This window comes from Paenibacillus sp. NPDC056933, assembly GCF_042674385.1.
Taxonomy (GTDB): domain Bacteria; phylum Bacillota; class Bacilli; order Paenibacillales; family Paenibacillaceae; genus Paenibacillus.
The window spans coordinates 32,167-44,184 of sequence record NZ_JBHUQN010000009.1; the positions used below are offsets into that span (position 1 = coordinate 32,167).

12 protein-coding genes are annotated in these 12,018 nt (G+C 45.3%); 3 read left to right on the top strand and 9 right to left on the bottom strand.

The window, feature by feature from the left end; all coding sequences use genetic code 11:
- Nucleotides 1-36: 36 nt before the first annotated feature.
- The 5 genes from ACFTRD_RS30920 to ACFTRD_RS30940 form a co-directional block, all read right to left on the bottom strand.
- Nucleotides 37-1,368, bottom strand: coding sequence for an ABC transporter substrate-binding protein (locus tag ACFTRD_RS30920; protein ID WP_379386714.1), 1,332 nt, complete (start codon nucleotides 1,366-1,368; stop codon nucleotides 37-39).
- Between the two features lie 385 nt (nucleotides 1,369-1,753).
- Nucleotides 1,754-2,743 carry a serine/threonine protein kinase gene (locus ACFTRD_RS30925; RefSeq protein ID WP_379386716.1) on the bottom strand — a complete coding sequence of 330 codons (990 nt, stop codon included), beginning with the start codon at nucleotides 2,741-2,743 and terminating at the stop codon, nucleotides 1,754-1,756.
- 299 nt (nucleotides 2,744-3,042) lie between these two features.
- On the bottom strand, nucleotides 3,043-3,912 hold the full coding sequence (locus tag ACFTRD_RS30930; RefSeq protein ID WP_379386718.1) for an alpha/beta fold hydrolase: 870 nt from the start codon (nucleotides 3,910-3,912) through the stop codon (nucleotides 3,043-3,045).
- A 199-nt stretch (nucleotides 3,913-4,111) separates the two neighbouring features.
- The gene (gene rnhA, locus ACFTRD_RS30935) at nucleotides 4,112-4,774 is read right to left on the bottom strand and encodes a ribonuclease H (RefSeq protein ID WP_379386720.1); all 663 of its coding nucleotides are present in this window, start codon (nucleotides 4,772-4,774) and stop codon (nucleotides 4,112-4,114) included.
- A 90-nt stretch (nucleotides 4,775-4,864) separates the two neighbouring features.
- Nucleotides 4,865-5,356, bottom strand: a complete 492-nt coding sequence (locus ACFTRD_RS30940; protein ID WP_379386722.1) for a HEAT repeat domain-containing protein — start codon at nucleotides 5,354-5,356, stop codon at nucleotides 4,865-4,867.
- 322 nt (nucleotides 5,357-5,678) lie between these two features.
- Between ACFTRD_RS30940 and ACFTRD_RS30945 the strand changes: the two genes are divergently transcribed.
- From ACFTRD_RS30945 to ACFTRD_RS30955, 3 genes are all read left to right on the top strand, one after another.
- A complete protein-coding gene (locus ACFTRD_RS30945; RefSeq protein WP_379386724.1) occupies nucleotides 5,679-6,029 on the top strand; it encodes a DUF421 domain-containing protein in 351 nt (116 codons plus the stop codon).
- Between the two features lie 146 nt (nucleotides 6,030-6,175).
- Nucleotides 6,176-6,622, top strand: coding sequence for a MarR family winged helix-turn-helix transcriptional regulator (locus ACFTRD_RS30950; RefSeq protein WP_379386726.1), 447 nt, complete (start codon nucleotides 6,176-6,178; stop codon nucleotides 6,620-6,622).
- Nucleotides 6,623-6,675: 53 nt separating this feature from the next.
- Nucleotides 6,676-7,509, top strand: coding sequence for an alpha/beta hydrolase (locus tag ACFTRD_RS30955; protein ID WP_379386728.1), 834 nt, complete (start codon nucleotides 6,676-6,678; stop codon nucleotides 7,507-7,509).
- A gap of 112 nt (nucleotides 7,510-7,621) precedes the next feature.
- Here ACFTRD_RS30955 and ACFTRD_RS30960 read toward each other — a convergent pair whose 3' ends face one another.
- The 4 genes from ACFTRD_RS30960 to ACFTRD_RS30975 all read right to left on the bottom strand — a co-directional run bounded on the left by ACFTRD_RS30960 (nucleotide 7,622) and on the right by ACFTRD_RS30975 (nucleotide 11,827).
- Nucleotides 7,622-8,968, bottom strand: a complete 1,347-nt coding sequence (locus ACFTRD_RS30960) for an amino acid permease (RefSeq protein WP_379386730.1) — start codon at nucleotides 8,966-8,968, stop codon at nucleotides 7,622-7,624.
- Between the two features lie 277 nt (nucleotides 8,969-9,245).
- Entirely contained in the window at nucleotides 9,246-9,947 is a 702-nt protein-coding gene (gene sigK / locus ACFTRD_RS30965) for an RNA polymerase sporulation sigma factor SigK (protein ID WP_064636235.1), read from the bottom strand.
- 130 nt (nucleotides 9,948-10,077) lie between these two features.
- On the bottom strand, nucleotides 10,078-10,257 hold the full coding sequence (locus ACFTRD_RS30970) for a hypothetical protein (protein WP_192269306.1): 180 nt from the start codon (nucleotides 10,255-10,257) through the stop codon (nucleotides 10,078-10,080).
- A gap of 625 nt (nucleotides 10,258-10,882) precedes the next feature.
- Nucleotides 10,883-11,827 carry an alpha/beta hydrolase gene (locus tag ACFTRD_RS30975; protein ID WP_379386733.1) on the bottom strand — a complete coding sequence of 315 codons (945 nt, stop codon included), beginning with the start codon at nucleotides 11,825-11,827 and terminating at the stop codon, nucleotides 10,883-10,885.
- Nucleotides 11,828-12,018: the final 191 nt, after the last annotated feature.

A 12,018-nucleotide genomic window follows, 5' to 3' on the forward strand; every position in this document is an offset into this window, starting at 1 on the left:
AACGCACTCCCCCACAACAAGCTTTTCCGCGATTGTTTAAGAGCCCTGGCTCAGGATATTGTTCACTTCCTTCTCCACAGCATTCAGTGTCTCTTTAATGTCTGCTCCATTCATCAGAATTTCCTGTAGCCCCCGCGTCAGTGCGGAGTTGATATCCGCAGCACTCGGGACGCCGACCATATAATCCGTCGCTTTGTCCAGACTCTGAGAAGAAGCGACCTTTGCTTCTGCTTCCAGCGAGCCGTCGGATTCCGTAAAGAACGGATCTTGAATGGAGGCTTTGCTCGACGGCAATGTGTTGGCTACCTTGGAGAAGGCAGTCTGATTCTCGGAATTGGTAATAAAAGCGGCAAATTCTACAGCCTGCTCGGGATTTTTGGACTTCTGCGGCACAACGAGGTTCATGGAGTTGGAGAGTCGCAGGTTGGCTTTGCCCGTTGGAAGCGGTACAGCAATCGTATTCTTGTAAACATCCGGCGCAGACTTCTTGATGAAATTGATAAAGGTTGGCCCCGACAATTGGAAAGCTACCTGCTCGCCGGAAAAGTATTGGATCTGCTTGCTAAATTCCGCATCCTCCTTCAGTACCACACCTTCGGCCATCAAATCTCGCATTTGGGCGATCATTGCCTCGGCTTCTGGCGTATTGAAAGCAGCGGCAGTTTTATCCTCATTCAGAATAGGGATGCCATCGATCGGGAACAGCTTGGAGACAAGTTGCTGCGCATATCCTGCAACTCCAGTCTTCTCATGGACCTGGCGGCCCCACTCAACCAACTCCTCCCGAGTCTGAGGTGGATTCGCCGGGTCAAGGCCCGCTTGCTGCACCAGCTTAGTATTCATGAACAGCACTTCCGTACCTGTGTACCAGGGAAGCGCGTAAGCCTTGCCATTCAAGATCGTGGAATTATAAATGCCTTCAAAATAACTCTTTGCTTCCTCATCTGTCAGGTATTCGTTCAGATTCAACAAGGCTCCCTTACTTCCCAATTGACTGGCAAATTCGGTGTTCAGATTCACGACATCAGGGCTGTTGCCGCTGGCCGTACTGGTCAACAAACGCTGCGAAATCGCATCATAAGGGTAGTCCTTCCACTCCACCGTCACGCCAGGATGACTGCTCTCATACTTGGCAATCAGATCATTAAAGTAATCATTGAAGGTGGGTTGCAGTGCAATTGTCCAAAACTCCAGAGTGACAGGCTCTCCAGTCGAAGCACCTTTGTCGGCTTCTGTGCCTGTTCCCCCAGCGCTTGCCGGACTTGACGTACCAGCAGTAGTGCCATTTCCTCCGCAGGCAGCAAGCAACATCGACATCATAACGACTAACAGCAAAGATACTGTCAAACCCTTTTTGTTGGTGGTCACACAACATTCCCCCTCAGTTTGGTGTAAGACGGGAGCCAGCGCTTGCGTCCGATGTCCTGACTTATCACTCCATCTTTCCAATGGAGTATATGCAGCATCAGGAATGAGAATGAAGTATTTTTCCATAAAATAATTAAAAAAAGAAATAATTTTTCTTTTGCGGGCGCCAAACTGAACATCTTTATAAATTGAACTAAAGAATATTTACACTTGCCACTCCGCTGCCAGAACAACCTTCCGATCGCTGTCGTCATGCTAAAAAAGAGCACAGAAAAAAGCCAGTCCGCCCCTCGCAAGGAAGATGAACTGGCTTGTTTCTTGTATTATATAAGACACATACGCTCATTAATTGTAACTGTTCGTTTCGGCATAAGAGGCTTATCCCTCAAGCCGTCTCATCCTTATTCTGAGGCTCCAAGGCATAGATCTGGGTATGTTCATTTTCGGACAAAGTCCATTCCACCCTGCCTGGTTTACGCAATGTCCACATCCAGGCTTGAACCCGCAACGACCTTCTGACCCAAGCCAGAGAAGCACAGCGCTTCTCGGAGCGGACCGTCAAACCCCAGTGAATCACACGCGCGAGCCACGGGCTCACATACTCATTATGCGTACGTACAGATGGCAGTTCGTCCCGGAACAACCGCTGCTTTACATCCATCGGCGGTTGTCCGCATGTCCAATAATGAAGCAGAGCCGCCAGGCTGTAGATGTCTGACATCGGTCCCTGATTGGATTTCTCCGAGTAAAATTCAAGCGGCGAATAACCTGCGGAAGTAAAGATCACCTGTTTATCTCCCGTTTGCATGGGCCAGCGAGCAGCCGAACCAAAGTCCAGGAGCTTGGGTGTCCCATCCTCCATCACCATAATGTTGGAGGGCTTCACGTCCCGATGGAGAATTCCCTGTTTGTGAATATAGTCCAGTGTGTCCACCAGCGGAAGCAACGTCTTCGTAATAAAAGCTGCATCCAGCGCGTGATTGCGCTCGTTCAGATATTCCGTCAGGGTCACTCCTGTGCAATATTCCATCACAAGATAACCCGTGTCATTCGCTTCAAAGTGATCCACATACGGAATAATATGAGGATGATTCAGCGTAGATAACAGATCTCCTTCTACCATAAAAGCAGCAAGAAGCTCCTGATACTGTCCACCAAATCCTCTCGAAGAACAGAATACCCGCCGTTTGTCTGATTGACGGGCAGCCAGTCTTTGCGGGAAAAATTCCTTGATCGCAACCTTTACGCCTGTATTCTTGTCTCTACCTGCATATACAATGGCAAGCTCGCTGCACGCCAGTACTTGTCTTACCTGATATGTATCATTCAAAATAACATTGCGCTGCAAAGCTATTTTGGAGTTATCTTTTCTCATAACAGACCTCTTTTCAACCTTGTCGATCGGAAGACTTGTCGCATGTTGCATCACTCAGTTCCAACCGGACAGGCGTTTCATCGCCAACCATCTATATAAACCAAATGATGCAGATTGAAACACATCCATGCGCACAACATAAAAATGGCTATACAATGCAGTATACTAGAGTTATCCCTTATTGAAATCCACAATCTTAAATGGAACCAGATACACTCATCTACTATTATGACAGACAGGGCGGTTAATTTGGGTTTATTTTAACTGGTAAAAAATTCCGCCCCATCCTTTACTACTTTTTAATAATTCTTCTGTAAAAACTGTTGGATTTCCTCATTCATGTGGATCAACACATCCGGAGACGGGAAATGACCAGTATCATATTTGACTGCTTTTACATTCGAGATAATTTTCTGAGCACGTTCGATTACCTTGTCTGCCGGGAAAAAGACATCCTTCTCCCCCACGAGTAATAGAGTTGGTGACGTATAGTTAACCAGCTCTTCCCGCTCTGTTAGCTTGGGCATATCCTGTTCCAGACTGACGTGTTTGAAGATTTTTCCGATAATTGTTCTATCTATTTCTTTCATACAGCTGCATGACATGGTATCCGCGATCTTTTGCAGAGAAGTTGGAGAAGAAGTCATTCTGTACGTAACGAGCGGCAGCACAATATCCTGGGCCATTTTGATTTTGGAGCCCACGGCCAATCCAGCTGGTGCTACCAAAACGGAACATGCAATTCGGTCCGGAATGTAGGTCGCCAGCCTTAGGATGATTCCTCCTCCGAAGGAAGGACCGATAAACGCACTTTTTTCGATCTTGTAGTGGTCCAGCAAGTCAGAAACCCACATAGCCAAACTATCAAACCTTGCCGAAATCCGCGTTTCCTCACTGTACCCTGGATGACCGATCGTATCGGGTGCAATAATCCGGTATTCTTTGAATAGCGAAGAAAACCAGGATAACGTCATCGGATTCACACAATTCCCACCTTGAAGAATAAATAACGGCTTGCCATGTTCAGGACCGGTTAATAAAACATGCGTTTGTCCAAAACGTGTCTCTACGTATTCTCGTGTGAAACCTTCGCCCAATTGATCAACATACGCTTCATATTCCTCAAGTATGCTGTTCTTGCCTTCTTCACTTCTATAAATGGAACTCATGTCTGCCTCCTGCAAAGTGTACTCAATTCAACATTTCTATGGACACGATGGTCCATAAAGATAGAAGAGCCTGCTGATGACAGGCTCCTCCCGATATGTGTAACTTATCATATTGAACTGATTATAGAATGGAAACTGGAAATTGTAAACATCGTTTCTCATAGAAAATTAATAATGAAGAAAACGTAGCGAAAAAGGGTTATTTTCGGCCGTAATCCGCCTTGATTTCGCCCCATTGTTTAGTCTGCCATTTCAGTACTTTATTATTGTACGTATGGGTCCGCAACCACTGCTCGGCTCGGTCAATCATTAACCAGATTTCTTCGGTTGAGGCATCCCGTACCAGCGTAGTGGACACCGCTTTTTGCTTCAACCATTTCATCGCATTGACGGAGTCCGTATAAACCGTTTTGTTACTGCCCTCTTTTTTGAGATGAGCCAGGGCATGCACAATGGCGAGAAATTCACCCAGATTATTTGTGCCCTTGGCAATCGGCCCAACGGAGAAAATAATCTCCCCAGTGCGCGTGTCCACCCCTTTATACTCCACAGGGCCCGGATTTCCGCGCGTACCTACGTCAACAGATATGCTGTCATAGTCAATTTCCGCGGATGTTTCCATGCCTGAGCTTCTTCCGCTGCTGCCAGACTTGGTCTTCGAAGAAGTGCCCGATCCACCGGCACCTGTCCCCCAGTTTCCTTTCCATCCGGCACGATATGCCTCTTCGGCAGCAGCTTTCGATTCATACGATTTATATTTTGCTCCGGTAAAATGATCAGTCTGTGCTTTGCATTCTGCCCATGTGCTGTATACGCCAGGCTGCTTTCCTTCCCAGACGACATAGTATTTCTGTTTGGCCATCCTTAACCGCTCCTTCGTTTGTTGCATTCAATTTCTTATTGTAAACGATCGGGAGGGGAGATTGAAAGAAGCGTGTTTATCTTATTCCAGCTAATACCTCCATTTCTTCAACATTTCTAAAGCTACTTCCAAAAGCTTGCTTTGGTTATGTGAGATTTGCATTTCAATAAGTTGTTGACACCTAAGGTTCTGTAAATCCGATAACTTATCCATTATTTGCTCCAGCAACATGAATGACTGCGCGCTCACTTCCAGACTGGAATCACCGATAAATGGAATAATGTTCTCTATATGTACTATGTAATTCAGGTTTTCAAGAGCGTATAGCAACGTGCCTCTGCTTCCTGATGTCTTGGGGTCTGTGATGACTTCAATTAACGGTTCAACTGCTCGATCATCTCCAATGTCAGATAAAGCAATAGCAATTTCGTTTCGTAGTATTTTGTTGTCCGTAGATTTCAGGAGTTCAATCAAGAAAGGCAATTGGGTGGTATCCTTTTTTTCGCCAATATATGCAATTTGTTTAACAACGCTTTCCATATCTCCTTGGGATAGATGCTTTTGGATCATGTTTGTATACATTGTACGTTGTATCACTCCTCATTTTGTTAGAAGAAAGCTCTCCATAATAATATCGGTCATTTCCTTATTTTAGGATGTAGTATAATGGTCCTTATCATGTCGGGACTATTTTCCTCATCCACATCTCTTGTCCTAAGCCACTTGTATATTTCAACCAGATCAAGAACAGGCTATGAAATACGAGACATGATTTGGTACAGAAAGGAATACAACCAATGGACTGGATATGGAAATCCATCGTGCTTGTACTGATTGGTATGATTCTGCTGCGGATTGCTGGACGTAAATCGATCTCGCAGATGAGTGTCCCGCGACGGTCATCATGATCTCGATCGGAACGACGATTGTACAGCCTGTCGCGAAACATGAGTTTGGCAAAGCGCTCGGATCGGCATCGGTTTTTATCCTCACATTACTTATCGTTGAACAATTACAATTAAAATTCAATGGATTTGAAAAGCTGATGAGTGGAAAATCGAAGGTCGTCGTGGAAGATGGGAAGTTGAATCTACCGAATCTGAAACGTATGCGCTTTACGGTGGATCAACTGGAGATGCAGCTGAGGGAAAAAGGGATTACAAGTATTGCCGATCTGGAAACAGCCACGATGGAACCAAACGGACAGCCTACGATCAGTTCTTCGTCCCTGCTACGGAAGTTACAATTACTGTAAGCCGTATGCAGAATGATACGTATCAGCTCGATGCACTCAGCCTGTTAAAACCGAAAAATACGTTTGATGGATGCAAGGTAAAGTTAGTGTGGAACAGCTGATTAAAGCTTTATAAACCAATATTGAAATCCGGGCTTGACATTAGTTTGATAACAAACTATATTACACGTATGAAAACAAGAGACGCTATATCACTCATATCCAAAATTAAAGAGAAGGTCAACCGCTTCATTATAGCCGAGATGGCTCAGCAGGGAATTCAGGATCTGGCCACTTCCCATGGGGATATTATCTATGCCCTGTACAACAATTCCCGAATGACCATGGCCGAAATCGCCAAAAAAATTGGCAAGGATAAATCCACTGTAACAGCGCTTGTCGACAAGTTGGTTCGAAACGGTTATGTCGTCAAAGAGCGCGATGCAATAGATTCACGGGTTGTTCATGTGGCCTTGACTGCAAAAGGCGAAGAATTAAAGCCAGTCTTTGAAGACATTTCGCAGCGCATGCTGAACTCGTTTTATGCGGATGTTACGGAAGCGGAGAAAAAGGAATTGCTCCGGATTTTGATGAAAATTCATGGGAATTTCTAATTTTTTTTGAACTAATAGTTTTATATAAAACTAATTTTCAGGAGGTATTTTCTATGATCGACTTCACTCAATTACTGCCCAAACATAAGGTTAAAACGTTAGGAGAACACGATCTATTCCTTGAAATATATGAAAGTGATCTGGTTACCCACTCGGAAAATCCAATAAAAAGGTCACCCCTCCTGTTTGTTCATGGCGCATATACAGGCAGCTGGATGTGGAGCAAGTATATCCCCCACTTCGTTGAACAAGGCTGGACCTGCTACGTCATGAACCTGAGAAGTCATTACAAAAGCCGGGTAATGGACATAACGAAGATTACGTTTGACAATTACCTGGAGGATATACAGGAAGTTCTGGCGGAGTTCGACGAGCCCCCTGTTCTTATCGGCTTCAGCATGGGCGGAATACTCAGTCAGAAGATTGCAGAGACGAATGCTTTAACTGGATTGGTCGTCATTGATTCCAGTGTCAGCCAGGAAGTTCATCAATTGATGCCCTATCCCGAGAGTGGCCGAATTACACCTGACATCATCATTCCTCCCCCAACTCGCGAGGAGCAAAGCAGTATCGACGAAACTGCGGAGGACATTGCATTCCAGCGTAAATATCTGCAGATGGAGTCATCGCAGGCATTTCTCACGTTCTCGACGGCATCCGGCTTAAGCGGAGGTGTATCCATCAATGGCGATTTAATTACATGTCCGAGTCTGGTCATCAAAGCCGTAGAATCCGATGACGAAGAGCGGAGAGGTCAACTGACGGCAGAACAGCTAGGCGCTGAATATGCGGGGCTGTGGAATACTACACATACCGGATTGCTGGTTGGCCAGCGATATATGGAGGTTGTGGAGATCATCCTCAAATGGTTGAATCGTGGGAAATAAAATCAACCCTGAGCACAAAAAGCCGCCCATCGTCTAGTAGCAACTCCAATCATACGTTGTGTCTACGATTTGGATTGCAGTTCGAGTCATGGGCGACTTGAATGTTTTCTTGTTACACGTTTTTCTTTTTGCAAATATAAATGACTGCCATAAGGACGAACCACACAGGGGTAACCAATAGCGCTACACGCGTATCCTCAGCCAATGTCAGTATCACCAGCACAAATACCAAAAACGCCAGAATCAAGTAGTTGGAGAACGGATATAGCGGCAACCTGAAGCGACTGCAACTCGCCAGTTCCGGCCGGGTACGGCGGTATCGGAGATGACAGATGACCATGATGCCCCAGACGAAGATGAAACACACCGTCGACACACTGGTGATTAGCGTAAATACACCCTCTGGCATGATATAGTTCAGCACAATTGCGATCAGAATAACGATCGTGGAGAAAAACAACGCATTGGAAGGAACCTTCCTGTTATTCAATCGTGTAAACGACTTGGGTGCGTTGCGATCCTTCGCCATGGAGAACACCATACGACTTGTACTGAAAATGGCGCTGTTACAAGCCGAAGCAGCAGACGTAAGCACCACAAAATTAACAATGCCGGCAGCTGCCGCAATACCTACGGCTGCGAACACCTGTACAAACGGACTTTCAGTGGGCACAATGGCGTTCCATGGGTAGATGCTCATAATAATCAGCAGTGCGCCAACATAAAAGAGCAGTACACGGATGGGAATCTGGTTAATCGCTCTCGGAATAACCTTCTCCGGATTCTCGGTTTCCCCTGCGGTCAGTCCCACCAGTTCCATGCCTACAAAGGCGAATACAACCATCTGGAATGAAATCAGGAATCCATGCATCCCGTTCGGAAACCATCCCCCATGACTCCACAGATTGGTGAAGCTCGCAGGACCCTGATCCGTCGTTAACCCTTTGAAGATCATATATAGACCAACAACGATGAGTGCGAGAATGGCTACTACTTTAATCAGAGCAAACCAGAATTCCATTTCACCGAACAGCTTGACCGTCGCCAGGTTCATGATCAGCAAAATGACCAGCGCAATTAACCCGGGCATCCACTGAGGTACCTGCGGAAACCAGAACTGCGTATACAATCCAACAGCCGTAATGTCAGCCATGGCAATGGAGATCCAGCAGAACCAGTAGGTCCAGCCTGTAATAAATGCCGCCATATTTCCCAGGTAATCACGCACAAAATCGACAAAGGAATGATACTGCAGGTTGCTTAGCAACAATTCACCCAACGCACGCATAATGAGGAATAGCACAATCCCTGTAATGATATAGGCCAGCAAAATGGATGGACCTGTCAGTTGTATCGTTTTGCCTGCTCCGAGAAACAGACCTGTACCGATCGCACCTCCAATCGCCATCAATTGCACATGCCTGTTCTTCAATCCCCGTGTTAAAGTTTCTTCTTGCATGGTAACCACCACTCTCTTTCTGTACATGCTCTCTACGATGCCCAACTTGTATACAACTCATCATATAATAATCTGAAGAGAATACCTATCCCTCTTGATTATGAATGGGAATCTTTTTGCGTGTTTTCTTCAGGGGGCGCAAATGCGTATGTATTTCGTTTTCGATACAAGGTTGACTTTCCGCATCCCGTTTTTATGCTGAAAAAAGCAACTCATCCGCAGACAAGTCGCTTCCTATACACTCTATTTTATCCATACCACCTTGTAACTTGTGATCTCATTGCTTCGCCTTATAAAACTCGTGATACAGTTTCATTAGCGCTCGCTTCTCAATCCGTGATACATAGGATCGTGAGATACCAAGTTCCTTGGCTATCTCGCGTTGGGTGCGCTCTTCCCCGCCTGCCTCCAGGCCAAATCGGCCAATAACAACTTCTTTCTCCCGATCATCCAGGATATCGAGATTCCGGTAAATCTTACTTTTTTCAATCTTGAGTTGCACCTTATCTACAACGTCGTCGGCTTCTGTTCCGAGGATATCGATAAGAGTGATTTCATTGCCCTCTTTGTCCGTTCCTATCGGATCGTGTAGGGATACGTCTTTACGTGTTTTCTTCAGTGAGCGCAAATGCATAAGTATTTCGTTTTCGATACAACGGGCAGCAAACGTAGCGAGTTTGGTCCCTTTGCCTTGTTGAAAACTTTCGATCGCCTTAATCAAACCAATCGTTCCGATGGAAATCAGGTCTTCCTGGTCTTCGCCAGTATTGTCAAATTTCTTGACGATATGCGCAACGAGGCGCAGATTGTGTTCGATAAGCAAATTACGGGAATGTGCATTGCCTTCAGCCATGAGGCGTAAATGTTTGGCTTCATCATCCTCAGCCAGTGGCTGGGGAAATGCATTATTTTTGACATACGAGACGAGTAACGTTAACTCTTTGATGAACAGGGCAATTGCGGTAAACAATCCGGGCACAGATGACACCTCCTGCAGTTTTACAACGATCTGGCCTGAGCACATGTGGGAACAGGGTCGATTTATTGTATGTAGGCAGGGGCCCATAAGTGCACGTACACTTGAAAAAGGAAATGGACTCGTGATGATTTTATACACTCACTGAAACGATGGATCCCACCTTTTGAAGCAGTAGGAATTCTTTCTCGACACTTTCGATAAAATATTTTTTCTCGCCGAATATAACGACATCACTTTCAGATAATTGAACTTCGCTTTTGAAATAGATAAAATTATCCGTTTCTCTGAATGCACCTTTGTAGTAAAACATGTCATCGACTCCCTCATAGCCCCAGCCCTCAAGCGAGGCAGTAGTGTTAGTGTTAGCCGTGCTCTTTTTCTAAAGAACCCAGGGCGCCTTCTTGGGACACCAAGCCCTCTTTTTCAAACATTAAGGAACACCAGACACGTTATTTCCTAAAAATTATCATAAAAACGCTACAAACGGACCCCAATCCCGAAATAACGTGTCTCAGATTCCTTAGCCTACTGTAGTCGCTTCAAACCTTTAAATAACGTGTCTCAGATTCGGCAGCACTCACCCCTGTGTGAAAATATCAGACTATTAAAAATGTCAAAATGTTGGTTTCCATTTAAACAGAAAATAAAGAAAATTTCCACCTCTTATCTTCTACGCATGTCTGAAAGATATGCTCAATTGTCTCTGAGCCCATATACGAACAAGGACGGACTCTTGAGTCGCAGGCAGAGGTTTAGGAATCGCACGTAGTAGATTCGAAAAAGGAAGACTCTCTTCAACATGCTCTCAGCAACACTAGAGCCTATCATCGAGAATGAGAGAAACAAGTCGATGGCTTAACTCACGTACCAAAAACCTCAGCTCTGTATACTACAGAACTGAGGCTGACAGTCATTAACGACATGAAGGCTTGTGACTACTTAAAGATGCGTTGAGAGAATTGATACAACCCGCTGTTCCAGACAGACGGCTCGTGCCCACCCACATCTTGATACCAGGTATGCGGAATGTTCATGCTGCTCAAGCCGTTTTTGAAATTCTGGCTGACCCACAACAGACCGTCACTCGATCCACAGGATATCCATAACAATTTGAGTTTACTTGCTACTTGTCCCGGATTGGTGACCAGCTCCGACACTGGCTTGGTATTCGGTGCTGCGGAGAAGGCTCCTACCCAGGCGAAGGTATCCAGGTTCTTCAACCCGAAATTGAGGGATTGCCCGCCACCCATAGACAGACCTGCCAATGCACGACTATTCTGATTTTTGTAAACCGGATAATTCGCTTCAATATGAGGGATCAGATCCTTAATCAGGTCTTGTTCAAATCTCTCAAATGCAGCCACTTTATCCGGGGCATAAATGTCACCGATCGGACGATCATCCTTCATGGCACGACCATTTGGGAATACCACAATCATCTGTGACAGCTTGCCTTCGGAATACAGGTTGTCCAGAATGTTCTTCGGTTTCATCGCGTTAACCCACTCATACTCATCCCCGCCAATGCCATGCAAAAGATACAGAACATTATACTTTTTGTTCGGGGAATACCCGGGCGGTGTGTACACCATAGCCTTGCGTGAGTTGCCAACGGTAGTGGAATAATATGAGATCAGATTCATATTTCCGTGTGGGATGTTGTTACGGTATGAATCATAACCGGGCGGTGCAGGTACAACCGCACTTGCAGTCAAGCTATTTTCATTTGCATAGTTCGAGACACTCGCAGTTCCACTTCCAATTTCCTGCAGAGCGGCGGCGGTCACACCTTCCTTGGATTCAGTGGCGAAAGCCATCGTTGGCACGAGTAATGCAGCAGCTATGGAAAGATTTAAAATGACAGACAAGCGTTTTTTCATATCATCACTTCTCCTGTTCCAACTTTATTTTGGTATGTGAAAACTAGCTTTAAAACAGGTCTTTCATTGAACTCATAATTTGAAAACCCTTACATAAATAACGTGAACTTCACCCCCTTTCCGCATATATTGGTCTGTTCCCTTAACTGCCTCTTGAACGAAAATGAGAACATGAATTTTTGTGTTTACAA